Consider the following 24097-nt stretch of genomic DNA (forward strand, 5'->3'; position numbering starts at 1 on the left):
GAGCCGTCTGGAAAGCGCACGATGATAGGGGCGCAAGGCGCCTGTAACAACTCTTCGGGTGACCCTTCGGGCGCTTGGCCTCTACTATCTGACGACCGTGAATACCTGAAGGAACTCTCTCCATGCTTTACCTATGGATAAAAGCGCTGCACATCGTCAGCGTGGTCTGCTGGTTCGCCGGCCTGTTCTATCTGCCCCGGCTGTTCGTCTACCACGCCCAAAGCCAGGACAGCATCAGCCGGGACCGCTTCGTTACCATGGAGCGCAAGCTGTACCGCGGCATAATGAACCCGGCGATGATTGCCACCTACGTGTTCGGCGCCTGGATGCTCTATCTCACCCCGGGCTGGCTGAGCCAAGGCTGGCTGCACGCCAAATTGACCCTGGTAATTCTGCTCACCGGCTACCATCACATGTGCGGCGCCCAGCGCAAACGCTTTGCCAACGGCGCCAACACCCGCAGCCACGGTTACTACCGCTGGTTCAACGAAGTACCCGTGCTGTTCCTGCTGGGCATCGTGATCCTTGTGGTGGTCAAACCGTTCTGACGTTGAACGCACTGTTCAGGAGCCTCGCCCATGCCCTTGCCTGCTTCGCTCGAACAACGCCTGCGCTTGCCCGTGGTGGCGGCGCCGATGTTCCTGATCTCCAATCCCCAGCTGGTCCTGGCCTGCTGCGGCAATGGCGTGGTCGGCAGCTTTCCGGCCTTGAACCAGCGCGACAGTGCCGGCTTCAAAGGCTGGCTCGAGGAGATCGAAGCGGGCCTTGGGCAGCTGCAAACGCCAGCCCCTTATGCGGTGAATCTGATCGTCCACCCATCCAACCCGCGTCTGCAGGCTGACCTTGCCCTGTGTGTCGAGCATCAGGTGCCTATAGTCATCACCAGTCTTGGCGCGGTGAAGGAAGTCGTGGATGCCGTGCACGGCTATGGCGGCCTGGTGTTCCATGATGTGACCACCCGGCGTCACGCTGAAAAAGCTGCACAGGCCGGCGTCGATGGCCTGATCGCGGTGGCGGCAGGTGCAGGCGGGCATGCGGGCACCTGGAGCCCGTTCGCCCTTGTGGCCGAAATTCGCCAGTTTTTCGACAAGACACTGCTATTGGCCGGCTGCATCAACCACGGCCATGAAATACTTGCCGCCCAGTTGCTTGGCGCGGACCTGGCCTACATGGGTACTCGCTTCATCGCCACCCGGGAGAGCCAAGCCCAAGAGGCCTATAAACAGATGCTGCTCGGCGCGCATGCAGCGGACATCGTCCATACCCCAGCGGTGTCCGGCATACCAGCCAGCTTTTTGCGTCAGAGCCTTGAACAGGCCGGGTACGACATGGCCGCACTGAAGGCCGGCCAGGAGCAGGGCAAACTCAAGCCAATCGATGATGAAGCCAAGGCCTGGAAGACAGTATGGTCTGCCGGGCAAGGCGTCGGAGATATCCATGACCTGCCCGACGCCGCAGCACTGATCGAACGCCTGCACGGTGAATACAAAGCAGCCCTGGAGCGCAGCCAGGCGTTACGCGCCAAGGCCTAGCAGCAAAAGGCAACACCTGGCCCGGCCACGCTGTACACTAGGCGCCCTCTCTAGCCCTCAGGAGCCTTGCATGACCCGTTACGCCATGATCACTGGTGCTTCCAGCGGCCTGGGCTTGGCCCTGGCGGAAGCGCTGGCGCGGCGCGGGCGCAATCTGATCCTGGTGGCACGCAACCGCGAAACCCTTGAACCGGTTGCCATAGAGCTGACCCAGCGCTTCGGCGTCGAAGTACTGCTACGCGCCTGCGACCTCAGCCAGCCACTGCGCCTGTCCGGTTTCGTACTCGAACTGGAAGAGGGCGAGCGGCGCATCGACCTGTTGGTCAACTGCGCCGGCCAGCGTACCTATGGCCCGTTTCTCGCCCACGAATGGGCAGACGAGCAAGACCTGCTGGAGGTGAACATTCTCGCCATGAGCCGCCTGTGCCACGCCATCGGCAACCTCATGGCAGTACAGGGTGGTGGGCAGATCCTCAACGTCGCCGGCCTGGCCGCCATAGCGCCGGGCCCCTGGATGGCTACCTATGCCGCCAGCAAGGCCTATGTGATGCATTTCACCGAAGCCCTGCGCGAAGAGCTCAAGCCCACAGGCATCAAGGTTTCGGTCCTTTGCCCCGGGCCTGTGCGCTCTTCGCGCCGGCCTATTCCCAGGCTAGAAGGCAGCAGCCGCTGCCTCAGCCCCGAAGAAGTAGCGCTGTACACCGTGCGCGCACTGGCGAAGAACCGGGCGCTGATCATGCCGGTTCGCCGCAACCGCTGGCTGGCATTCGCCCCACGCCTGTTGCCCCGCTGGTTGTCGCGCAAGCTTGCGGGCTTCATCCACCGCCGTTACTGCCCGGTCGGAATGGAATAGCCCACTGGGCGAGCGGCGCCTGGCTAAGTACACTCGGCCAGGACCCTCACCATGGAGCAAGTGCTGTGGACGATTTATTCATCAAGATCATCAACCGGGAAATCCCGGCGAAGATCATCTACGAGGACGACCAGGTTCTGGCCTTCCACGACATCGCGCCCCAGGCGCCGGTGCATTTTCTGGTCATCCCGAAAAAACACATCCGTACGCTCAATGATCTGACCGAAGAGGACAAGGGCCTGGCCGGCCACATCCTGTTCACCGCCCAGCGCCTGGCCAAGGAACTGGGTTGCGAGGATGGCTTCCGCGTGGTCATGAACTGCAACGAGCAAGGTGGCCAGACCGTCTACCACATCCACATGCATGTGCTCGGCCAGCGCCAGATGCACTGGCCACCGGGCTGACCCAAGGCAAGCCCACCCCGGGCGATTGAGGTAAACTGTCGGGCATCACTTCAGCGGAGGTGCCCGATGGCTACCGAACGTCACTACTCGCCGCTCGACCGCTTGTTGCTGCAGGCCGATACCGCCATGCGCACCTTGCTGCCCTTCAGCGGCCAACCCTCCCGGCCGTCCCCGGCCATTGTCCAGCCGGACGTCGAACTCGACGAAAGCCAGACTCGCCACATTGCCGGGCTCATGCGCATCAACCATACCGGAGAGGTCTGCGCCCAGGCGCTGTACCAAGGCCAGGCCCTGACCGCCAAATTGCCTCAGGTGCGCAAGGCGATGGAGCATGCGGCAGAGGAAGAAATCGACCACCTGGCCTGGTGCGAACAGCGCATCCGTCAGCTGGGCAGCCACCCCAGCGTGCTCAATCCGTTGTTCTACGGCATGTCGTTCGGCATCGGCGCGCTCGCCGGCATGGTCAGCGACAAGGTCAGCCTGGGCTTCGTCGCCGCCACCGAGCATCAGGTGTGCAAACACCTCGACGAACACCTGGAGCAGATCCCCCATGAGGACGAAAAGTCCCGTGCCATTCTCGAGCAGATGCGCGTCGACGAAGAGCAGCACGCCGATTCGGCCCTTGAAGCAGGTGGCTATCGCTTCCCCGCGCCGGTACGCTTCGGCATGAGCATGCTGGCCAAGGTCATGACCAAGAGCACTTACCGCATCTAAGGGCACGCCAATGACGGACCGTATCGACGCCAAGGACCTGGCGCGCGCCGTACAAGCAGGCATTCTCCAGCCGGGCCAGGACAAGGCTCTGCTGGACTTCCTGCACCAGCAGCCGGTAGTTCGTGGCAGCTTCCAGCTGGCGCACGTCGCCTTCTACTTCGGCGCCCTACTGATCATGGGGGCGATGGGCTGGCTGCTGACCGAAGCCTGGATGCGAATCGGTGATTGGGCGCTGCTGGCCATCGGCATCCTTTACATCGGCCTTCTCACCCTGTTCGCCCTCAACCTGCAAAAACGTCAGCAACCTATCGCCTCTGGCGTGTTGGCGGCGGTCGCGGTAAGCATCGTGCCCTTGGCAGTCTTTGCCATCGAACGCCTGGCCGGCTGGTGGCCATTGGATGATCGGCAAACGGACTATCACCAGTACTACACCTATGTGCAGGGCGGCTGGCTGATGATGGAGGCGGCCACGGTAGTCGCCGGTTTGCTGATGCTGCGCCTGATCCCCTACCCGTTTATCGTCATGCCGATTGCCGTTGCCTTGTGGTTCATGTCGATGGACCTTAGCGAGTGGGTGTTCGGCTCACCGTTCAGCTGGGAACAGCGGCGCACGGTTTCGCTGTGGTTCGGGCTTGGGCTGCTGCTGGTGTTTCTGGTGGTCGACGGGCGCACGCGTGAGGATTACGCCCACTGGGGTTACCTGGCCGGGCTGGCAGCGTTCTGGGGTGGGCTAACGCTGGTCGAAAGCGACAGCGAGCTGGGTAAGGCATTGTACTGCTTGATCAACCTGGGGCTGATGGCCATGGCGGTGCTGCTGCGCCGGCCAGTGTTCATGGTCTTCGGGGCCCTGGGGGTGGTTGCTTACCTGGGTTATCTGTCGTACGAGGTGTTTGCCGATTCGCTGCTGTTCCCTGTGGTGCTGACCTTGATCGGGCTCGGGGTCATCGCCCTGGGGCTGGGTTACCAAAAGCGCCGGGAGCACCTCAGCCAGTCATTGAGGCGTTGCGTGCCCCGTTGGCTGGTGGTGGCTCTCCCAGCGTTGCGCAATTGATGGCCGTCGGGGCTGCCTTGCGGCCCTGAAGTCTTACCCCAGCTCAACGATCTCGTAACCGTGGGTGATTTCCACACCCGCCCGCTCCAGCATGATCGACGCCGAGCAATATTTCTCCGCCGACAGCTCCACCGCACGCTTGACCTGAGCCTCTTTCAGCCCACGCCCTTTGACCACGAAGTTCATGTGTATCTTGGTAAACACCTTCGGATCTTCGCTGGCGCGCTCGGCTTCAAGGAAGGCTTCGCAGCTTTCCACCGCTTGGCGCGATTTCTTCAGGATGCTCACTACATCGAAGCTGCTGCAGCCACCCAGGCCGAGCAGGAGCATTTCCATCGGGCGCACGCCCAGGTTGCGGCCCCCTGCCTCGGGCGGGCCGTCCATCACCACCACATGGCCGCTCCCCGATTCGCCAAGGAACATCGCTTCACCGGCCCATTGGATGCGTGCCTTCATCTGTCCGTACTCCTGGATCTAGCAAAAAGGGTGTCAGCTTAAGCCTTGTGTGGCTGTCGGAAAAGCTCCACAGGTTCGCCATTTGTGCCGAAACATCTTGCAGTGTCTGATAAGCTGGCGCCAATTGACTGACGCGTCATGTCAGCCAACTCCCCACCAGAGCCCATGGGTCGTATCGAACAGGATTTCGTGATGGTTGCCTCAGCCCTACCCGCCAAGATCAAGAACATCGACAAGCTGCTGATGCACTGCCAGCGCCGCCGCTACACCGCCAAGAGCAATATCATCTGTGCTGGTGACCGAGCCGAAACGCTGTCGTTCATCATCAAAGGCTCAGTCACTATCCTCATTGAGGATGACGAAGGCCACGAGATGATCATCGCCTACCTCAACAGTGGCGATTTCTTCGGCGAACTGGGTTTGTTCGAACCCGCCGGCAGCGATCAGCAGCGCAGCGCCTGGGTGCGCGCCAAGACAGAGTGCGAAGTAGCCGAGATCAGTTACGACAAGTTTCGCGACCTGGCCCGCCAGGACCCGGAGATTCTCTACTCCCTCGGCAGCCAGATGGCCCAGCGCCTGCGTAACACCACACGCAAGGTCGGCGACCTGGCCTTCTTCGATGTTACCGGCCGGGTCGCCCGCTGCCTGCTGGATCTGTGCAAACAGCCAGATGCCATGACCCACCCGGACGGCATGCAAATCAAGATCACCCGCCAGGAAATTGGCCGTATCGTCGGCTGCTCACGGGAAATGGTCGGCCGCGTGCTCAAGGACCTCGAGGAACGCAGCCTGGTCCAGGTCAAGGGCAAGACCATGGTGGTTTACGGTACGCGTTAATCCTTGGGTAACGCTGCAAGTACTTCCCTGTACGCCTGCGAAAGGCGCTCGTACCACGGCACAGCGGGCGCCACTTCGTGCAGGGCTATATGGCTGTCGACCCGGCAGCGCTGCTCGAGCTCGCAACATTCATTGAACAGATTGACCGCCGCGACCATGGACTCGCGCTCGTTATCCAGCAACAACGCACCATGCACCAGCACCACGGGCCGTTTTCCACCCAGCCCCTGGCGCCAACGTTGGGCAGTACCCACCAGCTTGCGGCCATTGAGGTTGACGTTGTAGCGGCCATCGCAGAAGGCCCCGTCGATCTCGCCTACCGAAGCCACACCACCCCACTCGCGCAGCACGTCGCACAACGGCAGGCAGAGCCGTTCATAGGCGTTCTCGATACGGCCATGGTCGCCTTCGCTGCGGGGAGCTACGTACACCAGCGCCACATTCACCGTCGAATGCGACTGAGGCACCGGTTCACCGCCGGTTTCACGCAGCAGCACTGGCCAGCCCGCGATCGCCAATTCCGAGCAGGCTGCCTCGAAGTTGTCCAGGCGGCTCATGCGCCGAGGCATGACCAGCGCATGATCCGTCGGGCGCCAGAACAGCACACCACTCTCGGCTTCGCCACGACAGACTGCAGCCAAAAGATCTTGCTCGGCGCGCAGGCCCTGCTCGACGGTAAGGGCCAGGGGTTGATCGGTCATTGATCCACCTTAGATAAAGCCGGCGATTGCCGGCTTCAACGTTGCTTAGTCCAGATGCTGAACAGTCTTCTTCACTTGTTCAGGGAAGAACAACCGCTGCAATTCCAGCCCCGGCTGCTCGGCCCGCATGAACGCCTCGCCCACCAGGAACGAATAAACGTCATTGATTTCCATGAGCTCGACATCAGCACGGTTGAGGATGCCACTCTCGGTGATGGCCAGGCGATCGCGGGGGATGCGTGGCAGCAGGTCGAGAGTGGTTTCCAGGCTGACGTCAAAGGTATGCAGATTGCGGTTGTTGACACCCACCAGCGGGGTATCAAGGGTGTTCAACGCGCGCTCCAACTCATCACCGTCGTGTACTTCGACCAGCACATCGAGGCCGACGTCCTTGGCGGTAGTAGCCAGCTCGGCCATCCTGACGTCATCGAGCGCCGACACGATCAACAGTACGCAGTCTGCACCCAAGGCGCGTGCTTCGATGATCTGATAAGGGTCGACCATGAAATCCTTGCGGATCACCGGCAGCGAAACGGCGGCGCGAGCCTGCTGCAGGTACTCATCGGCCCCTTGGAAGTAGTCCACGTCGGTCAGCACCGACAGGCAAGTCGCCCCGCCCTTTTCGTAGCTGACGGCAATTTCCGACGGGACGAAGTTCTCGCGGATCACACCCTTGCTCGGCGAGGCCTTCTTGATTTCGGCGATCACCGCTGGCTGCTTGCGCTTGGCCTGCTCGATCAGGGCATTGGCAAACCCGCGCGGGGCATCCGCCTCCTTGGCCAGGCGCTCCATTTCGGCGAGGCTGACGCGCGCGCTGCGCTCTGCCACTTCCTGGAACTTGCGGGCAATGATCCTTTCCAGCACCGTCGGGACACTCATGCTTCGTTCTCCACCTTGAATACCGCTGTAAAGGCACCCAGCTCCTGCAGCTTTTCCCACGCTAGCCCTGTGTGCAGCACATCGTGCGCCAGATCCACACCCGCCTTCAGGCTCATGGCGTGGTCAGCGGCGTACAACGCAGCGCCCGCGTTGAGCACTATCATCTCGGCAGCCTTCTGGCCGTTCTCGGTCTTGCGCCGGCCCAGTGCATCACGGATCAACTCCAGCGATGCCTGTGGATTCTCGACTGCCAGGCCATGCAGGCTCTGGCTCTTCATGCCAAGGTCTTCAGGCTCGACCCAGTACTCGCTGATCTGGTCGTTCTTCAGTTCGGCGACAAAGGTAGGCGCGGCCAGGCTGAACTCGTCCAGGCCATCCTTGGAATGCACGACCAGCACATGCTTGCTGCCCAGGCGTTGCAGCACTTCAGCCAGCGGGCGGCACAAGGCCTGGCTGAACACGCCGACCACCTGGTGTTTCACCCCAGCCGGATTCGTAAGCGGGCCGAGCATGTTGAACAGGGTACGCAGGCCCAGGTCGCGGCGCGGGCCTGCGGCATGTTTCATGGCTGTGTGATGGCTCTGCGCGAACATGAAGCCAATGCCGAGGCTGTCAATGCAACGCCCCACTTGGGTAGGCGTGAGGTTCAGGTAGATGCCCGCAGCTTCCAGCAGGTCCGCACTGCCGCTCTTGCCGGAAACCGCGCGGTTACCATGTTTGGCCACAGTGCAACCCGCCGCCGCCAGGACGAACGCGGAAGCGGTGGAAACGTTGAAGATGTTGGCGCCATCACCGCCCGTGCCGACGATATCGACCACGCCATCAAGGCTTTTAAGCTCGACCTTGTCAGCCAGCTCACGCATGACCGAAACCGCGCCAACGATCTCGTCGATGCTTTCGCTCTTCATGCGCATGCCCATCAGGAAGGCACCGATCTGCGCCTCGCTGCACTGGCCGGTCATGATCTGGCGCATCACATCGCGCATTTCTTCGGTAGAGAGGTCCAGGTGGCCGACAATACGGCTCAACGCGCTCTTGATATCCATGCTCGGTCCTTAGCGGCGGCCGCCGGTCTGCTTGAGGAAGTTGGCGAACAGCTCGTGGCCCTGCTCGGTCAGGATGGACTCGGGGTGGAACTGCACCCCTTCTATATTCAGTGTCTTGTGGCGCAGGCCCATGATCTCGTCGACCGAACCGTCGTCATGTGCGGTCCAGGCTGTCACCTCCAGGCACTCTGGCAGGGTCTCGCGCTTGACCACCAGGGAATGGTAGCGGGTCACGGTGAGCGGGTTGTTGAGGCCGGCGAACACGCCCAGGTCGCGGTGATACACCGGGCTGGTCTTGCCGTGCATCACCTGGCGGGCACGCACGACATCGCCGCCAAACGCCTGGCCGATCGATTGGTGGCCCAGGCAAACCCCAAGGATCGGCAGCTTGCCGGCGAAATGCAGGATGGCCTCGATGGACACACCGGCTTCGCTCGGCGTGCAAGGGCCGGGGGAGACCACGATCCGTTCAGGGTTGAGGGCTTCGATCTCGGCAACGGTGATTTCGTCGTTGCGGAAGACGTTGACCTCGGCACCCAACTCGCCAAGGTACTGCACGACGTTGTAAGTGAATGAGTCGTAATTGTCGATCATCAGTAACATCAGGCTAAACCTCTAGAATCTACTGACTTTAAAAGTCGAACCTTCCTACACCATAAACAGACACGGCGTTGCCACTAAGGGCGCTCGGACACGGACAGGAAGGCAAACGGGGGCGGGCCGGGCAGGCCGGCAAGAGATAAAGTCAGGCGCGCCAACGCCAACGGGCGTGGGCCTTGATAACGCGCATCAAGAGTTTGCTGACGATCAACACGGGATAGGTCTCGCTCATACTTGCAGGCACAGTAGCCTACCGGGGCGGCGGGCGCAATATGCCCGTAAATACGGGAAACGAATGGACTTGGAAGGCATGCCCCGCGATTTGCTATGGTCGATCGGGCTGTACTCATAAAAACAATGAAAAGGATGTTCACACATGCGAAAAACACCCTTGCTACGTTTTACCCTGGCTACCTTGGCGCTCGCCTGCAGCCAAGCTTTCGCTGCGCCCTCGCCTTACTCGACAATGATCGTCTTCGGGGACAGCCTCAGCGACGCCGGGCAATTCCCTGACCTGACCGGCGGCACTGCCGGCATGCGCTTTACCAACCGTGATGCGAATGGCAACTTTGCACCTGTCTCGCCCATGATCCTCGGCGCCCGCCTGGGTGTGAATGCCGATGAGTTGAACCCGTCCACATCACTCGGGATACGCCCCGACGGCAACAACTGGGCCGTTGGTGGCTACACCACGCAGCAGATCCTGGATTCGGTCACCGACACTTCCCAGACAATCATTCCGCCTGGTCAAGACTTTGCCGGCCTGGTCCTACGCGAGAAGGCCGGTTACCTGGCCAATGGCTTGCGCGCCGACCCCAACGCCCTCTACTACCTGACCGGGGGCGGCAACGACTTCCTGCAGGGCCTGGTGAGCAGCCCTGCCGACGCGGCCGCCGCGGGGTCGCGCCTGGCCGCCAGCGCCCAGGCCCTGCAACAAGGCGGCGCCCGCTACATCATGGTCTGGCTGCTACCCGACCTCGGGCTAACGCCGAACTTCAGCGGCACGCCGCAGCAAGGCGCGCTGTCGCAACTTTCCAGCGTGTTCAACCAGTCACTGGTCAGCCAACTGGGCCAGATAGATGCCGAAATCATTCCACTGAACATTCCCGTACTGCTGAACGAAGCACTGGCCAGCCCGACGCAGTTCGGGCTGGCCAGCGGGCAGAACCTGGTCGGTACCTGCTACAGCGGCAACAGTTGTGTGGAAAACCCGCTGTACGGCATCAACGGCACCACCCCTGACCCCACCAAGCTCCTGTTCAACGACTCGGTGCACCCAACCATCGCAGGCCAGCAACTGATTGCCGACTACGGCTACTCGATCCTCTCCGCACCCTGGGAGCTGACACTGCTACCGGAAATGGCCCACGCCAGCCTGCGCGCGCATCAGGACGAACTGCGTAATCAATGGCAGACACCCTGGCAAGCGGCAGGCCAATGGCAGGCCTTTGTTGCCACGGGTGCGCAAGACCTGGACTTCGACAGCGCGCGCAGTTCTGCCAACGGGGACGGGCGCGGCTACAACCTCACGTTGGGCGGCAGCTATCGGCTCAACGACGCTTGGCGCTTGGGGCTTGCCGGCGGTATCTACCGCCAGAAACTGGAGGCAGGCGAACAAGACTCGGACTACAAGCTCGACAGCTACCTGGCCAGTGCCTTCGCCCAGTTTCGTCAGGACCGCTGGTGGGCGGACGCAGCGCTGAGCGCCGGGCACCTGGATTACCGGGACCTCAAGCGAACCTTCGCCTTGGGCGTGAATGACCGAAGCGAAAAAGGTGATACCGACGGCGAAGCCTGGGCTGTGACCGGCCGGCTGGGATACAACCTGGCAGCCGATAGCAGCCAATGGCAGTTGGCCCCTTTCATCAGCGCCGACTATGCACGGGTGAAGGTGGACGGTTATGACGAGAAGAGCGGACGCTCGACGGCCCTGGGCTTCGATGACCAGGAACGCACGTCACGTCGTTTGGGCGTTGGGTTGCTCGGCAGCGTGCAGGTACTGGCCAACACCAGGCTTTTTGCCGAGGTGGCGCAGGAGCATGAGTTCGAAGATGACCAGCAGGACGTGACCCTGCACCTGACCACACTGCCAGCCAATGACTTCACGCTGACCGGGTACACCCCGCAGAGCGACCTGACCCGCGCCAGCCTCGGGCTGACCCATGAGCTGGTGGCGGGGGTACACCTGCGCGGGAACTACAACTGGCGCAAGAGCGATGAGTTGACCCAGCAAGGAATAAGCCTGGGCCTCAGCGTCGACTTTTAACCCATTGGGGCCGCTATGCGGCCCCACGCCTGAGCGTTACTCGGCAGGACACTGCTCAGCCAATGCTACTGCACGGAACATCGCCCGGCGCTTGTTGATGGTTTCTTCCCACTCCAGCGCCGGCACCGAGTCGGCGACGATGCCCCCACCTGCCTGCACATGCAGCTCGCCGTCCTTGATCACCGCCGTACGAATGGCAATGGCGGTATCCATGTTGCCGTTCCAGGCAAAGTAGCCCACCGCACCACCGTAGACGCCCCGTTTGACCGGCTCCAGTTCGTCGATGATCTCCATCGCGCGAATCTTCGGTGCACCCGACAATGTACCCGCCGGCAGAATCGCCCGCAGGGCATCCATGGCGGTCAAGCCCTCGGCCAGCTGGCCGGTGACGTTGGACACGATATGCATCACGTTGGAGTAGCGTTCGATCACCATCTTTTCGGTCAGGCGCACGCTACCGGTGGAAGACACACGGCCCACATCGTTGCGGCCAAGGTCGATGAGCATCAGGTGCTCGGCGATTTCCTTGTCGTCCGACAGCAGGTCATCTTCCAGTGCTCGGTCGGCCTCCTCGTTGGCCCCCCGTGGGCGAGTACCGGCAATCGGTCGCACGGTGACCAGGTTGTCTTCAACCCGCACCAGCACTTCCGGCGAACTGCCGACCACGTGGAAGTCCCCGAAGTTGAAGAAGTACATGTACGGCGTCGGGTTGAAGCAGCGCAGCGCACGGTACAAATCGATGGGCGCTGCCTTGAAGTCGATCGACATGCGCTGGGACGGCACCACTTGCATGCAGTCACCGGCCAGGATGTACTCCTTCACAGTGTCCACAGCGCGCTCGTAATCCTCCTGGGTAAAAGAGGAGCGGAACGCCGGCTCTGCCGCCATGGGGCCGCTCAGGTCCAGGCCGCGTCGCGGCGTGATCGGTTCACGCAGCTTGGCCAGCAGGCCTTGCAGGCGCGCCTGGCCTTGCTCGAAAGCCTGCTCTTCGGACGGGTCGACCAGTACGATCGCATGCATCTTGCCGGCCAGGTTGTCGAACACCACCACGGCATCCGAAACCATCAGCAGGATGTCCGGCACGCCCAGCGGGTCAGGATTGGGGCAAGCGCCCAGGCGCTTTTCCACATAGCGTACGCAGTCATAGCCGAAGTAGCCGACCAGGCCACCGTTGAAACGCGGCAGGCCGGCAATGTCAGCGACCTTGTAGCGGTCCTTGAACGTTTCGACGAATGCCAGCGGGTCTTCGACATCATGGCTTTCGACCTGCACGCCATCGTGCAGGATGCTCACGTGATAGCCATGCACACGCATCACCGTGCGCGACGGCAGGCCGATCATCGAATACCGCCCCCACTTCTCTCCACCCTGCACCGACTCGAGCAGGTACGAGTTGGCCTGGTCTGCCAGCTTCAGGTAGATGGAAAGCGGGGTATCGAAGTCGGCCAGGGTTTCACAGGCCAAGGGAATGCGGTTGTAGCCAGCAGCGGCCAGGCGCAGGAATTCTTCGCGGGTCATGAGTAGCCTCGGAGCAACAATGAGAGTCGGGCAAGCGGACGGGCCGGCTAAGGCCGGCGGGCAGAAGTCAGGCGCGCCAACGCCAACGGGCCAGGGCCTTGATGACTTTCATCCAGAATTTGCCGGTAACCACCACGGAGGGCTCTCTGTCTTGTGAGGCTTGAAGGTCCGCCAACGTTATCCCAGTGTCGGTGACTACGCAACCAGGCAGCAGCAGGCGCAGATCGCCCAAGACCAGGCTGGGCGCTTCTTCATCGATCGGCCGGCCGTGGTTGTAGCCATAGCTGAGCCCAACGCACTGCACGCCGGCAGCCTTGGCCGCCAGCACATCACTGCGCGAGTCCCCCACAAACAGCGCCTGGCCAGGCTCGACGCCGGCCATTTTCATGACGAACAGCAACGCAGCAGGGTCGGGCTTCTTCTGTGGCAGGGTATCGCCGCCGATGATCCAGCGGAAATAACGGCCGATCTTCATCTGGTCGAGCAAGGGTGCGACGAAGCGTTCCGGCTTGTTGGTGATCAGCGCCATCTCCACACCCTGCTTGCGCAGCCAGCGCAGGGTTTCGCGCACACCAGGGTAGACGACCGTCAGATCATGGCTTTCGGCGTACGCCTCCATGAACAGTGCAAGGCCACGCTCGGCCAGCTCATCGTCTACCGTGGCGTGGTCCAGGCCGCCGGCAAGGGCGCGGCGCACCAGCACGGGTGCGCCGTTGCCTACCCAGTGCCGCACGGCGTCGAGGCCGGCGGCCGGGCGGCCAAGTTCGAGCAGCATGCGGTCAACGGCTGCGGCCAGGTCGGGGACTGAATCGATCAGGGTACCGTCCAGATCGAACATCACCAGCCTGGGCAGCGTCCCGGGGAACAGCTGCTCGAAGCCGCTCATGGCCGGGCCTGAGCCAGTTCGGCGCGCATCTTGGCGATCACTTCCTGATAATCCGGCGCGTTGAAGATCGCCGAGCCGGCAACGAAGGTATCAGCGCCTGCGGCAGCGATCTCGCGGATATTGTTGACGTTGACCCCACCGTCGATTTCCAGGCGGATATCACGGCCACTGGCGTCGATCAGCGCCCGTGCTTCACGCAGCTTGTCCAAGGTGCCGGGGATGAACTTCTGCCCGCCAAAGCCTGGGTTGACGCTCATCAGCAGCACCATGTCGACCTTGTCCATCACGTATTTCAGCGCGTCCAGGCTGGTTGCCGGGTTGAACACCAGGCCGGCCTTGCAGCCACCGTCACGGATCAGCTGCAGCGAGCGGTCGATGTGCTGCGAGGCTTCCGGGTGGAAGGTGATGTAGGTGGCACCTGCTTCGATGAAGTCACCGATGATGCGGTCTACCGGGCTGACCATCAGATGCACATCGATCGGCGCGGTCACACCGTATTTGCGCAAGGCAGTGCAGACCATCGGGCCGATGGTCAGGTTGGGTACGTAGTGGTTATCCATCACGTCGAAGTGGACGATGTCGGCACCAGCGGCCAGCACCTTGTCGACGTCCTCGCCCAGGCGGGCGAAATCGGCGGAGAGAATGGAGGGGGCAATAGCGTAGGGCTGCATGGCGCACCTGTTGGCAGAATCTAGGTGGCGCGCATTGTAACTCAGGGAACCGGATAGGGGCTGATTGGCATCAATGCGTGGCGACGGGTGTCGCCGTCTCGCCGCTACCGGCCCTTAGCGGGCTTGCCTGTGAAGGGCCGGTACCGGCGACATGGCTCAGGCGGGCTGCTGAGTCCTCAGCTTTTCACTGCGCCCGCGCAGCCACTCCAGGGTCAGCAACAGCACCACCGAAAAACCGATCAGCAAGGTTGCCGCCGCTGCAATCGTCGGGCTCAGGTTCTCGCGAATGCCGCTGAACATCTGCCGCGGCAGGGTGGCCTGCTCTGGCCCGGCGAGGAAAAGCGTCACCACCACCTCATCGAAAGAGGTAGCGAAGGCGAACAGCGCTCCCGAGATGACCCCGGGGGCGATCAGCGGCAAGGTGACCCTGCGAAACGCAACCACCGGTGAGGCCCCCAGGCTGGCAGCCGCACGCACCAGGTTGTAATTGAAGCCTTGCAAGGTCGCCGACACGGTGATGATGACGAACGGCACACCCAGCACCGCGTGCACCAGGATCAGCGAAATGAAGCTGTTACCCATCCCCAGCGGGGCAAAGAACAGGTAGCTGGCTACACCAATGATCACCACCGGCACCACCATCGGCGAAATCACCAGCGCCATGACCAGTGACTTGCCCGGAAAATCGGCGCGGGTAAGCCCGATCGCTGCCAGCGTGCCGAACACCATGGCCAGCAGCGTGGCCGCCGGGGCGACGATGACGCTGTTGCGCAGGGCGCGCATCCACTCGGCCGAAGCGAAGAAGTCGTGGTACCACTGCAGAGAGAAGCCTTGCAGTGGATACACCAGGAAGCTGCCACTGTTGAACGACAGCGGCACGATCACCAGTACCGGCAACACCAGAAACAGCAATATCAGGCCGCAAAGGATACGCAGGCTGTAGAACCACACCCGCTCCACGGGCGACATGTATGGGCTAAGCATCACTAGGCTCCTCAGCTCAGGCGCAGGCGGCTGGCACCGACCAGCCAGCTATAGATCAGGTACAGCAGCACGGTCGCCAGCAGCAACAGCCCACCCAGCGCGGTGGCCATGCCCCAGTTGATGCTGGTGTTGGTATAGAAAGCCACGAAGTAGCTGACCATCTGGTCGTTCGGGCTGCCGAGCAGCGCCGGGGTGATGTAGTAGCCGATGGCCAGGATGAACACCAACAGGCAACCGGCGCCCACGCCCGCGTAGGTCTGCGGGAAGTACACCCGCCAGAAGCTGGCGAACGGGTGGCAACCCAGGGAGATCGCTGCACGCATGTAGCTTGGCGATATGCCCTTCATCACGCTGTACAGCGGCAGGATCATGAACGGCAGAAGGATGTGAACCATCGAGATGTACACGCCGGTACGGTTGAACACCAGCTCCAGCGGCTGATCGATGATGCCGATTGCCATCAGGGCACTGTTGATCAGGCCGCCTGATTGCAGCAGCACGATCCACGCCGCCACCCGAACCAGTATCGAAGTCCAGAATGGCAGCAATACCAGGATCATCAGCAGGTTGCCCTGGCGGGTTGGCAGGTTGGCCAGCAGGTAGGCCAGCGGATACGCCAGCACCAGACAGATGGCCGTGATCACCACACCCATCCACAGGGTGCGGGCAAAGATATCCAGGTAGATAGCCTGGTCGGGGGTGGCCTTGGCCAACTCGCCAAGGTCATCGATACGGTGGTCGACCGATGCCAGCAGGTAATAGGACGTCACGCTACTGGTGTTGCGGCGGATCGCCTGCCAGTACGCCGGGTCGCCCCAACGTTCATCGAGGGCCTGCAAGGCCTCTTTATAAGAAGCAGGTTCAGCCTTGAACGGCAGCGCCCGAGCGGTCTTGGAGAGCAGGCTGCGGTAGCCGGCCAGCTCCATGTTCAGGCGTTTGGACAGGTCGCCCAAGGTCTGGTTCTTGCGCGATTCGGCCAGGTCCTGGCTCAGGGCCTTGTAAACCGCCTCGCCGGGCAGGCTCTTGCCGTCCCACTGCGACACAGCCTGGACCGTGCGCGGCAGGCCGTTGACCACTTCCGGGTTGTCGACGCTCTTGAACAGCAGCGCCGCGATGGGCACCAGGAACACCAGCAGAAGAAACAGCGCCAGCGGCGCAATGAGCGCCTGCGCCTTCCAGCGGTTGACCCGCTCGGCGTGCTTGAGGCGCTGCTTGAGACTTGGACCTGCGCCTTCGTTGAGGGGCACTGCAATGGCCATGGCGAACTCCGCAAAAACAGGGGAACAGGGAGCGCCAGCCAGCCGGCCGGCGCTCCTTCGAGGCGCCTTACTTCTTCGCCGCCCAGGCGTTGAAGCGTTGCTCCAGTTGCTCGCTGTTGTCGGCCCAGAAGGCCACATCGATCTGCACCTGGTTGGCGATGTTTTCAGGCGTGGTCGGCATGTCCTTCTTCACCGCGTCCGCCAGCAGCGGTACCGCCTTGGCGTTGGCCGGGCCGTAGGCGATGTTCTCGGAGTAGGTCTTCTGCTGCTCGGGCTGAACGGTGTAAGCGATGAACTTCTTGGCTTCTTCAACATTCTTGGCCCCTTTCGGGATGGCCCAAGCGTCGAAATCGTAGATACCACCGTTCCATACCACCTTGAGGTTGCTCTCTTTCTGCACCGCGGCAATACGCCCGTTGTAGGCCGAGCTCATGACCACATCACCCGATGCCAGGTACTGGGGCGGCTGGGCACCCGCTTCCCACCACTGGATGCTTGGCTTGAGTTCGTCGAGTTTCTTGAAGGCGCGGTCCACGCCGTCCTTGGTGGCCAGCACCTGGTACACATCCTTGGGCGCAACGCCGTCGGCCATCAGGGCGAACTCGAGGGTGTACTTCGCGCCCTTGCGCAGGCCGCGCTTGCCCGGGAATTTCTTCGTGTCCCAGAAATCGGCCCAGCTGGTCGGGGCTGTCTTGAGCTTGTCAGCGTTGTAGGCCAACACCGTCGACCAAACGAAGAAGCCCACGCCGCACGGTTGGATGGCGCCTTTCACATAATCGCTTTCGTTACCGAACAAAGCCGGGTCGAGTTCCTCGAACATGCCTTCGTCGCAACCACGGGCCAATTCTGGCGACTCCACCTCCACCAGGTTCCAGGACACGCTGTTGGTGTCGACCATGGCCTTGATCTTGGCCATTTCGCCGTTGTACTCGCCAGCGACGATCTTGCCCTTGCCGGCCTTCTCCCATGGCTCGTAGAACGCCTTGACCTGGGCCGCCTTGTTGGCGCCACCGAAGGACACCACGGTCAGGTCTGCCGCCATGGCCTGGCCGGCGGCGAACAGGCCAAGGGCCAGGGCGGTCAGTTTCAGCTGCTTGCGCATTATTATTCTCTCCACAGTACAGGGTTGGTGAAGCAATCCATCAGTGGGCTTCGGCAATCGGATCGAGCGCGCGCGCGTGCTCCACCTCCCAGCCCAGCGGTACCACATCGCCCACGGCAAGCGCCGGGTCGAGCTCGGCAATCGGCTGTTTCACGAAAAAGTCAGCCTTGCCACAGACTTCCAGACGCACCCGTACATGGTCGCCCAGGTAAATGAACTCGGCCACGCGGCCGGAGAATCGATTGACGCAGCTTTCGCTGTGGCCATTGAGACGCACGCGCTCCGGGCGTACCGACAGGGTCACCGGCTCGCCAGCCTGGCCGACGTTCACCGCCAGTGCCTCGACCCGCTCGCCGCGGGCCAGCTGCACCTGGCAACGGTGACCGTCACTGGCCAGCAGCGTGCCGTTGATGCGGTTGTTCTCACCGATGAAGTTGGCGACGAAGGTGTTGCGCGGCTCTTCATAAAGGGTGCGCGGGTCGGCGATCTGCTGGATCTCGCCTTCATGGAACACGGCCACGCGGTCGGACATGGTCAACGCCTCGCCCTGGTCGTGGGTTACGTAGACCACCGTCACACCCAGGCGCTGGTGAATGTGCTTGATCTCCATCTGCATGTGTTCACGCAGCTGCTTGTCCAGCGCGCCGAGCGGCTCGTCCATCAGTACCAGCTGCGGCTCGAACACCAACGCCCTGGCCAAGGCCACGCGCTGCTGCTGGCCACCGGAAAGCTGGCCAGGGTAGCGTTTGGCGAAGGCATCGAGCTGCACCATGTTGAGTACCCGCTTGACCCGTTCACTGATGTCGGTCTTGCTCAGGTTGCGCACGCTCAGCGGAAAAGCGAGGTTTTCCGCCACGGTCATGTGTGGGAATAGCGCGTAGTTCTGGAACACCATGCCGATGTCACGTTTGTGCGGCGGCACGTTGTTGATGGAGCGCCCGGCCAACTGGATTTCACCGGCGGTCGGGGTTTCGAAGCCGGCCAGCATCATCAGGCTGGTGGTCTTGCCCGAGCCGGAAGGGCCGAGCAAGGTGAGGAATTCACCTTTGCGAATGTCCAGGTTGAGGTCTTTGACGATCAGCGACTCGCCGTCGTAGCTCTTCTGCACACCACGGAAACTGACCAGCGTCTCACCGGTGGTCGCGTTCGAATTCGCCTCGCTCATGCCTGCACCTTCTTGTTGGAATGACTGCGTAGGCAAAGACTAAAGAAGACGCAAGCGCCCGCAAATCGGGGGCACTGAGAGAATGCCATCATCCGGTTGGAAGCGTTTGTGTAGGGATTGCCCTACAGCGATGGCGTTATTGGAATGCAGGTTTCAGCCATCCAAAGGGAAAGCGGTACCCGGCGGGCAACCTCTGTCGCAAACAGAACAGTCAGACCAGCTTGTGCTCCATGGCGTACTTCACCAGCTCAGCCAACGAGTTGACCTTGAGTTTCTGCATCAGCCTCGCCTTGTGGGTGCTGATGGTCTTGCTGGAGAGCGCCAGCTGCTGAGCGATATCGTTGACGTTAGCGCCGTGGGCCAGGCGTTCGAACACCGAGAACTCGCGCTCCGACAGCAGCGTATGCAGCGGCCGGGTCTCGGTCAGGCCAACCTCGAAGACCATGCGGTCAGCCAACGCCGGGTCGATGTAGCGCCCGCCGCCTGCCACCCGCCGGATTGCGGTCAGCAGCAAGGCAGGGTCACTGTCCTTGGTGGCATAACCGGCAGCGCCGGCCTTGAGCGCGCGCGCGGCCATCTGCGCTTCGTCGTGCATCGACAGCATCAGGATCGCCGGCGGGTTGTGCAGCGCGCGGATCCGCGCAATCGCCTCCAGCCCACTGACCCCGGGCATCGAGATATCCAGCAACACCACTTCGCAGGGGGTGCGGCGCAAGGTTTCCAGCAACTGTTCACCATTGCCGGCCTCCCCCACTACCTGCATATCCTTGGCCAGGCCGATCAACTGCTTGATGCCTTCGCGGACAATGGTGTGGTCTTCGGCCACCAGCACTCGAATCACGATCGTTCTCCTAATCCAACGCTATGGTCACGCTCAGGCTGGTACCTTCACCTGGCTCGCTGTTCAACGCCATGCTGCCACCGAGCATGAGTACCCGCTCACGCACACCGACAAGGCCGAACGAGGTTGGCCGGGCCTGGTCCAGGCAGAATCCGCTGCCGTCATCACTGACTGTCATACGCAGTTTTTCGCCCTCGCGCACCAGCTCTATCTCCACACTGTGGGCCTGGGCGTGGCGCATGACGTTGGTCAACGCTTCCTGCAGGATACGGAACAAGCCGACGGCTTTTGCATCGCTCAATGCTGGCAGATTATCCGGTACCTGTACCAGGCAGGGGATCTGCGTGCGCGCTTCGAAGCGCCGTGCCTGCCATTCGATGGCCGAGGCGATACCGGCGTCCAGGATCGGCGGGCGCAACGCCGTTGCCACATCGCGCACCAACTGGAACAACTGGGCGATCAGGCGCTTCATGCTGGCCAGACGCTCGTTCAGCGCAGGGTCGAGCTCGGCAAAGGCCAATTCGCACATCGAAACTTCAAGCTTGAGCACGGTCAGCATCTGCCCCAGCTCATCGTGCACTTCGCGGGCGATGCGGGCCTTTTCTTCCTCGCGCACACTTTCCAGGTGGGCCGACAGCTCGCGCAGTTGCTCCTGGGACTTCGCAAGCGCCAGCTCTGCGCGCTTGCTCTGGGTAATGTCCCAGACGATACCGTCCCAGACGACCCGGCCGTCGGCCAGGCGGCGGGTACTGGCCTTGATGTCGGCCCAGCGCTGCTCACCTTCGCGGGTAAGGATGCGCCCTTGCCAGGACCAGTCCTGATCGTTGGCAATGGCCAGGTCCTGCACCTGATGGTAGTCCGCACGGTCATCCGGATGGACCAGATTGCGCAAGCCCATCTGCGGGTGCTGGATCTGCGCGGGCGTATAGCCCACCAACGCCTCACTGCCCTCGCTGATGTAAGGAAACTCCAGGGCCCCTTCCGCCGGCGCGGGCTCCAGGCGGAACACCAGCCCTGGCACATTGCCAGCAATACCCTTGAGCCGTGCTTCGCTTTCACGCAGCGCCGCCAGGGCACGGTGGCGTTCGGTGACGTCGGCAAGGTAAACCACCAGGTACTCGGCATCGCGAAAACGCAGGAAGCTCAAGGACAACTCCACCGGCAACAGGCTGCCATCGGCGCACAGGCATTGGGTCTCGAACTGCCGAGCACCAGCGTCCCCGGTGCGCGCCGCCCGCCACAACTGCAGCCAGCGGTCCATACTGAGGTTCGGCTCGAAGTCGCTCAGCGGACGCTCCAGCAATGCCGCCTCGGCATAACCCAGCATGCGCCCCGCCGCTTGGTTGGCGTAACGCACATGACTGTCCCAGTTGACCCAGAGGATGCCCACCGTGCTCTGGTCGATGGCGAACTGGCTCACGCGCAGCGCCTCCTCCCGTATCTGCCGCTCCGCCAGGTGCTCCCGCGCCGCCAGCAGGCTACGCTCGAGCTGACGCTGCTGGCGGCGCTGCCACACCAGCGTGGCCCCGGCACACAGCAGCAACATGCCGAACAGCAGCGCAAGGTTCTGCCAGAAACCGGTGGATTCGCTCAGGCGCGGGTATTGCGGCTGCAACCAACGCTGATGCAGTTGCTCCAGCTCTTTGCCCGGCATGGCCTGCAGGCCCCGTTCAAGCACGTCAGCCAGCAACGGCCAGTCACGGCGCGAACCCACCCGTAATAATTGCGGTAAGCCGATGTCGCCGAGCACCGCCAGCTCACCGAACTCGCTCTCGCGGGACAGCCGACTCAGCTGAGCTTCATCCAGCACCGCGTAACTGGCCTGGCCCCCTACCACCAGTTGCAAGGCCTGGCGCTCGGTGGGCACACCTTGCAGGTTGAGGTTGGCGTAATTGCCTCGCAGGTAATCGGCCAACACGCTTGGCATGCGTACCGCCACGCGCTCGTTGGCTTCAAGCTTTTCCAGCTCGACGGCCAACGCACCGGTGCGCAGCCCGACCACCAGCTGCGGCACGCGCATGTAGGGGTCGCTGAACAACCACAGGCGCAAGCTGACCGGTGTTTGCGTAAGCCCCGGCGCAAAGTCGATTTCACCTGCCTGCAGGGCGTGTTCAAGGCTGGCCTGATCAGTGAAGTTGCGCCAGGTGAGGTCCAGCTTGAGGGCCTGCCCCAGCCAGTTCACCAGGTCGACATTGGCCCCGTAGAGTCGCTGCAGACGGCGGTCGAACTGGGCATAGGGCGCCTGCAGCACAAGGCCGACCCGCAGGCTGCGATGGGCGTCCAGCCATTGCTGCTGGGCAGGGTCGAGCAGCACCGCAGGCGCCGCCTCGGGCCTTGCCAAGGCAATCAAGGGTAGCCACAAGCAGCCGATAACCAACAGGCGACGCAATCGCTTCATCTACACGCTCGTCTTGGCAAGGGCGGCCATGCAGCATGGCCGTCGCGGGCAAATACTATTAGGCTGCCGGTATCATTCTGGCCTTGGGTTGATTCATGTTCACACTTTATCGCACGACGCTGGCAATGTGCTGCCTCGCCTCGCTCCTACCACTTGGCGCCCTGGCCGCCGACGCCGAACAACCAGCTCCCCCAGAGGCTGCCGCCGCACCTGCGCCGCGCCCACCGTTGCTGGAGCGTAGCCAGGAAGATGCGCAGGCCCTTGAACGCCTGTTGCCCAAAGACGAGCAGCAAACCCTGGAAGCCGGCTCCGACCACTTTCTGGCCTTGTGGAAACCAGCCAACGACAGCGATCCGCAAGGCACGGTGATCATTGTCCCTGGTGCCGGGGAAACCGCCGACTGGCCCAATGCGGTCGGCCCGTTGCGGCGCAAGTTCCCTGACGCCGGCTGGAACAGCCTGAGCGTGAGCCTGCCCGACCTGCTCGCCGATAGCCCACAAGCACGGGTGGAGGCCACGCCAGCTCCCGCACCGCAGCCAGACCAGGGCGAGAGCGCACCGGCCAAGCAAACCCCCGCCGATGCCAACGCCAATGTAGCCCAGGCTACCGCGGCGGATGCCGACACGGCAGAAAGCACCGATGCCGAACAGGCCAGCGAACAGAACGATCAGGCTGACGCCGAACGCATCTTCGCGCGGCTGGATGCCGCGGTGGCGTATGCTCAACAACATAACTCCCGCAGCACCGTGCTGATCGGCCATGGCAGCGGCGCCTACTGGGCAGCACGCTACCTGAGCGAGAAACAACCACCGCAGGTTCAGAAGCTGGTGATGATCGCCGCACAGACCCCGGCACGGGTAGAGCACGACCTGGAAAGCCTGGCACCGACGCTCAAAGTGCCGACTGCCGATCTCTACTATGCAACCCGCACCGGCGACCGCAATGCCGCCATGCAACGCCTGCAGGCCAGCAAGCGTCAGAAGGACAGCCAGTACAAACAGCTGTCGCTGATCGCGATGCCAGGGAACAAGGGCGCGGAACAGGAGCAGTTGTTCCGCCGGGCCAGGGGCTGGATGAGCCCGCAGGAATGAAGTGACCGGCCGGCTTTGGCCGTTGCACCGGCAGGCTGCCTGGCACCAGGACAGCGCGGCTTGCCGGTGGCAGAAGCCTTAGAGCCCGCGCCGTTTGCGGATCAGCGCATAAGCCTGGTGCAGCTCACGCGTGCGCTCGGTCGCCTCCCTGACCTGCGCTTCACTGGCCCCGCTCCCGGCCAGCTTGTCCGGATGGTGCCGGCTGACCAGCCGGCGATAGGCGTGCTTGACCCGGTCACCTTCCGTGTCGGCATCTACCCCCAGCAAGCGCAGCGCAGCCGCATAGGTCATGGTGCCACTGGCCGTGCTCACTTTGCGTGGCTCATATTCCAGCGACATGGCCTGCACCTGCCGCCGGCTAAGCCCCAGTTTCTGCCCCCAGTCCAGCAGCAGTTCCCGCTCATGGGCCCCGGCCTTGCCGTCAGCCCAGGCCATACGCCAGCACGCCCGCAACGTGCCCTCGGCCGCGTGTGGCTGCAGGCGAATGCGACGTAGAGGGTGAGCCAAGCGGTCCTTGCCCGCCTTACCGCGGTTGAAGGCGGCAATGGCCCGCATCCTCGCGGCCTCGGCAAGGTTCAGCCGGACCATCTCCTGGCGCGCCTGCTGAATATGCTGTTCGGCCACTCGCCCATCGCTTTTGGCCAGCCGCCCCAACAGGACGAACAACAACTCCTCATCGCGCAGGGCCGGGCGGCCTCCCAAGCGTTCGCGCATGTCATCCCAGCCTTGCACGCGCAAGCGCCGATCCATGGCCTGGCCAAGCAATGCCCCCAGCAGCGCACCTGGGATGCTGGCGACAGCGAAACCCGCGCCTAGCCCGATCACCGTGCCTGGCCACCACAT

The 24097-nt window shown here is 62.6% G+C and carries 24 protein-coding genes; 9 read left to right on the top strand and 15 right to left on the bottom strand.

Annotated features, from left to right (window positions below; genetic code table 11):
* The first annotated feature begins 122 nt into the window (after window positions 1–122).
* The 6 genes from hemJ to ABRP30_RS25640 all read left to right on the top strand — a co-directional run bounded on the left by hemJ (window position 123) and on the right by ABRP30_RS25640 (window position 4554).
* On the top strand, window positions 123–548 hold the full coding sequence (gene hemJ / locus ABRP30_RS25615; protein WP_267819177.1) for a protoporphyrinogen oxidase HemJ: 426 nt from the start codon (window positions 123–125) through the stop codon (window positions 546–548).
* Between the two features lie 30 nt (window positions 549–578).
* The gene (locus ABRP30_RS25620; protein WP_267819179.1) at window positions 579–1532 is read left to right on the top strand and encodes a nitronate monooxygenase family protein; all 954 of its coding nucleotides are present in this window, start codon (window positions 579–581) and stop codon (window positions 1530–1532) included.
* Window positions 1533–1602: 70 nt separating this feature from the next.
* Window positions 1603–2385: an SDR family oxidoreductase gene (locus ABRP30_RS25625; protein WP_241807089.1), complete on the top strand. Its 783-nt coding sequence runs from the start codon at window positions 1603–1605 to the stop codon at window positions 2383–2385.
* A gap of 65 nt (window positions 2386–2450) precedes the next feature.
* Window positions 2451–2789 (top strand): histidine triad nucleotide-binding protein, encoded by a 339-nt coding sequence (locus ABRP30_RS25630; protein ID WP_012316537.1) that lies wholly within the window; start codon window positions 2451–2453, stop codon window positions 2787–2789.
* A 66-nt stretch (window positions 2790–2855) separates the two neighbouring features.
* Window positions 2856–3503, top strand: coding sequence for a 2-polyprenyl-3-methyl-6-methoxy-1,4-benzoquinone monooxygenase (gene coq7, locus ABRP30_RS25635; protein ID WP_012316538.1), 648 nt, complete (start codon window positions 2856–2858; stop codon window positions 3501–3503).
* Window positions 3504–3513: 10 nt separating this feature from the next.
* Window positions 3514–4554 carry a DUF2157 domain-containing protein gene (locus tag ABRP30_RS25640; RefSeq protein WP_267819183.1) on the top strand — a complete coding sequence of 347 codons (1041 nt, stop codon included), beginning with the start codon at window positions 3514–3516 and terminating at the stop codon, window positions 4552–4554.
* Between the two features lie 33 nt (window positions 4555–4587).
* Here the strand turns inward: ABRP30_RS25640 and ABRP30_RS25645 are convergent, their stop codons facing one another.
* Entirely contained in the window at window positions 4588–5010 is a 423-nt protein-coding gene (locus ABRP30_RS25645) for an OsmC family protein (protein ID WP_004376171.1), read from the bottom strand.
* A gap of 192 nt (window positions 5011–5202) precedes the next feature.
* On the opposite strand from ABRP30_RS25645, the gene crp reads away from it, so the two are divergent.
* The gene (crp, locus tag ABRP30_RS25650; protein WP_241807087.1) at window positions 5203–5847 is read left to right on the top strand and encodes a cAMP-activated global transcriptional regulator CRP; all 645 of its coding nucleotides are present in this window, start codon (window positions 5203–5205) and stop codon (window positions 5845–5847) included.
* Here crp and ABRP30_RS25655 read toward each other — a convergent pair.
* The 4 genes from ABRP30_RS25655 to ABRP30_RS25670 are packed head-to-tail and all read right to left on the bottom strand — an operon-like array spanning window position 5844 to window position 9076.
* A complete protein-coding gene (locus ABRP30_RS25655; RefSeq protein ID WP_267819186.1) occupies window positions 5844–6548 on the bottom strand; it encodes a lipoate--protein ligase family protein in 705 nt (234 codons plus the stop codon). The two genes, crp and ABRP30_RS25655, sit on opposite strands and share 4 nt — an antisense overlap.
* A 45-nt stretch (window positions 6549–6593) precedes the next feature.
* Window positions 6594–7427, bottom strand: a complete 834-nt coding sequence (gene trpC / locus ABRP30_RS25660) for an indole-3-glycerol phosphate synthase TrpC (RefSeq protein WP_267819188.1) — start codon at window positions 7425–7427, stop codon at window positions 6594–6596.
* On the bottom strand, window positions 7424–8473 hold the full coding sequence (gene trpD, locus ABRP30_RS25665) for an anthranilate phosphoribosyltransferase (RefSeq protein ID WP_267819190.1): 1050 nt from the start codon (window positions 8471–8473) through the stop codon (window positions 7424–7426). Before trpD ends, trpC begins: the two co-directional genes overlap by 4 nt.
* 9 nt (window positions 8474–8482) lie before the next feature.
* Window positions 8483–9076 carry an aminodeoxychorismate/anthranilate synthase component II gene (locus tag ABRP30_RS25670; RefSeq protein WP_267819192.1) on the bottom strand — a complete coding sequence of 198 codons (594 nt, stop codon included), beginning with the start codon at window positions 9074–9076 and terminating at the stop codon, window positions 8483–8485.
* Window positions 9077–9449: 373 nt separating this feature from the next.
* Here ABRP30_RS25670 and estP point away from each other — a divergent pair, with 373 nt between their 5' ends.
* Window positions 9450–11339 (top strand): esterase EstP, encoded by a 1890-nt coding sequence (gene estP, locus ABRP30_RS25675; RefSeq protein ID WP_267819195.1) that lies wholly within the window; start codon window positions 9450–9452, stop codon window positions 11337–11339.
* 36 nt (window positions 11340–11375) lie between these two features.
* Here estP and trpE read toward each other — a convergent pair whose 3' ends face one another.
* From trpE to ABRP30_RS25720, 9 genes are all read right to left on the bottom strand, one after another.
* Window positions 11376–12857 carry an anthranilate synthase component I gene (gene trpE, locus ABRP30_RS25680; RefSeq protein WP_267819197.1) on the bottom strand — a complete coding sequence of 494 codons (1482 nt, stop codon included), beginning with the start codon at window positions 12855–12857 and terminating at the stop codon, window positions 11376–11378.
* A gap of 67 nt (window positions 12858–12924) precedes the next feature.
* A complete protein-coding gene (locus ABRP30_RS25685; RefSeq protein WP_241807080.1) occupies window positions 12925–13743 on the bottom strand; it encodes a phosphoglycolate phosphatase in 819 nt (272 codons plus the stop codon).
* Window positions 13740–14414 (bottom strand): ribulose-phosphate 3-epimerase, encoded by a 675-nt coding sequence (gene rpe, locus ABRP30_RS25690; RefSeq protein WP_136912648.1) that lies wholly within the window; start codon window positions 14412–14414, stop codon window positions 13740–13742. Before rpe ends, ABRP30_RS25685 begins: the two co-directional genes overlap by 4 nt.
* Window positions 14415–14570: 156 nt before the next feature.
* A complete protein-coding gene (locus ABRP30_RS25695; protein ID WP_012316549.1) occupies window positions 14571–15398 on the bottom strand; it encodes an ABC transporter permease in 828 nt (275 codons plus the stop codon).
* A gap of 11 nt (window positions 15399–15409) precedes the next feature.
* Window positions 15410–16657: an ABC transporter permease gene (locus tag ABRP30_RS25700; protein ID WP_241807078.1), complete on the bottom strand. Its 1248-nt coding sequence runs from the start codon at window positions 16655–16657 to the stop codon at window positions 15410–15412.
* A 67-nt stretch (window positions 16658–16724) separates the two neighbouring features.
* Window positions 16725–17759 (bottom strand): ABC transporter substrate-binding protein, encoded by a 1035-nt coding sequence (locus ABRP30_RS25705; protein WP_267819202.1) that lies wholly within the window; start codon window positions 17757–17759, stop codon window positions 16725–16727.
* Between the two features lie 40 nt (window positions 17760–17799).
* Window positions 17800–18924, bottom strand: a complete 1125-nt coding sequence (locus tag ABRP30_RS25710) for an ABC transporter ATP-binding protein (protein WP_241807076.1) — start codon at window positions 18922–18924, stop codon at window positions 17800–17802.
* Window positions 18925–19135: 211 nt separating this feature from the next.
* Window positions 19136–19768: a response regulator transcription factor gene (locus ABRP30_RS25715; RefSeq protein WP_267824111.1), complete on the bottom strand. Its 633-nt coding sequence runs from the start codon at window positions 19766–19768 to the stop codon at window positions 19136–19138.
* 7 nt (window positions 19769–19775) lie between these two features.
* Window positions 19776–22163, bottom strand: coding sequence for a PAS domain S-box protein (locus tag ABRP30_RS25720; protein ID WP_267819205.1), 2388 nt, complete (start codon window positions 22161–22163; stop codon window positions 19776–19778).
* A 95-nt stretch (window positions 22164–22258) separates the two neighbouring features.
* Here ABRP30_RS25720 and ABRP30_RS25725 point away from each other — a divergent pair, with 95 nt between their 5' ends.
* On the top strand, window positions 22259–23254 hold the full coding sequence (locus ABRP30_RS25725; protein ID WP_267819207.1) for an alpha/beta hydrolase family protein: 996 nt from the start codon (window positions 22259–22261) through the stop codon (window positions 23252–23254).
* Between the two features lie 78 nt (window positions 23255–23332).
* Here the strand turns inward: ABRP30_RS25725 and ABRP30_RS25730 are convergent, their stop codons facing one another.
* Entirely contained in the window at window positions 23333–24097 is a 765-nt protein-coding gene (locus tag ABRP30_RS25730; RefSeq protein WP_241807073.1) for a TerB family tellurite resistance protein, read from the bottom strand.

It is taken from the genome of Pseudomonas sp. WHRI 8519 (assembly GCF_040224055.2).
Taxonomy (GTDB): Bacteria; Pseudomonadota; Gammaproteobacteria; order Pseudomonadales; family Pseudomonadaceae; genus Aquipseudomonas; species Aquipseudomonas putida_X.

Bases quoted from the DNA above. Each gene is read 5' to 3' on its own strand.
- hemJ (WP_267819177.1), top strand. From the start codon at position 123: ATGCTTTACCTATGGATAAAAGCGCTGCACATCGTCAGCGTGGTCTGC.
- ABRP30_RS25620 (WP_267819179.1), top strand. From the start codon at position 579: ATGCCCTTGCCTGCTTCGCTCGAACAACGCCTGCGCTTGCCCGTGGTG.
- ABRP30_RS25625 (WP_241807089.1), top strand. From the start codon at position 1,603: ATGACCCGTTACGCCATGATCACTGGTGCTTCCAGCGGCCTGGGCTTG.
- coq7 (WP_012316538.1), top strand. From the start codon at position 2,856: ATGGCTACCGAACGTCACTACTCGCCGCTCGACCGCTTGTTGCTGCAG.
- ABRP30_RS25640 (WP_267819183.1), top strand. From the start codon at position 3,514: ATGACGGACCGTATCGACGCCAAGGACCTGGCGCGCGCCGTACAAGCA.
- ABRP30_RS25645 (WP_004376171.1), bottom strand. From the start codon at position 5,010: ATGAAGGCACGCATCCAATGGGCCGGTGAAGCGATGTTCCTTGGCGAA.
- crp (WP_241807087.1), top strand. From the start codon at position 5,203: ATGGTTGCCTCAGCCCTACCCGCCAAGATCAAGAACATCGACAAGCTG.
- ABRP30_RS25655 (WP_267819186.1), bottom strand. From the start codon at position 6,548: ATGACCGATCAACCCCTGGCCCTTACCGTCGAGCAGGGCCTGCGCGCC.
- trpC (WP_267819188.1), bottom strand. From the start codon at position 7,427: ATGAGTGTCCCGACGGTGCTGGAAAGGATCATTGCCCGCAAGTTCCAG.
- trpD (WP_267819190.1), bottom strand. From the start codon at position 8,473: ATGGATATCAAGAGCGCGTTGAGCCGTATTGTCGGCCACCTGGACCTC.
- ABRP30_RS25670 (WP_267819192.1), bottom strand. From the start codon at position 9,076: ATGTTACTGATGATCGACAATTACGACTCATTCACTTACAACGTCGTG.
- estP (WP_267819195.1), top strand. From the start codon at position 9,450: ATGCGAAAAACACCCTTGCTACGTTTTACCCTGGCTACCTTGGCGCTC.
- trpE (WP_267819197.1), bottom strand. From the start codon at position 12,857: ATGACCCGCGAAGAATTCCTGCGCCTGGCCGCTGCTGGCTACAACCGC.
- ABRP30_RS25685 (WP_241807080.1), bottom strand. From the start codon at position 13,743: ATGAGCGGCTTCGAGCAGCTGTTCCCCGGGACGCTGCCCAGGCTGGTG.
- rpe (WP_136912648.1), bottom strand. From the start codon at position 14,414: ATGCAGCCCTACGCTATTGCCCCCTCCATTCTCTCCGCCGATTTCGCC.
- ABRP30_RS25695 (WP_012316549.1), bottom strand. From the start codon at position 15,398: ATGCTTAGCCCATACATGTCGCCCGTGGAGCGGGTGTGGTTCTACAGC.
- ABRP30_RS25700 (WP_241807078.1), bottom strand. From the start codon at position 16,657: ATGGCCATTGCAGTGCCCCTCAACGAAGGCGCAGGTCCAAGTCTCAAG.
- ABRP30_RS25705 (WP_267819202.1), bottom strand. From the start codon at position 17,759: ATGCGCAAGCAGCTGAAACTGACCGCCCTGGCCCTTGGCCTGTTCGCC.
- ABRP30_RS25710 (WP_241807076.1), bottom strand. From the start codon at position 18,924: ATGAGCGAGGCGAATTCGAACGCGACCACCGGTGAGACGCTGGTCAGT.
- ABRP30_RS25720 (WP_267819205.1), bottom strand. From the start codon at position 22,163: ATGAAGCGATTGCGTCGCCTGTTGGTTATCGGCTGCTTGTGGCTACCC.
- ABRP30_RS25725 (WP_267819207.1), top strand. From the start codon at position 22,259: ATGTTCACACTTTATCGCACGACGCTGGCAATGTGCTGCCTCGCCTCG.
- ABRP30_RS25730 (WP_241807073.1), bottom strand. From the start codon at position 24,097: ATGTGGTGGCCAGGCACGGTGATCGGGCTAGGCGCGGGTTTCGCTGTC.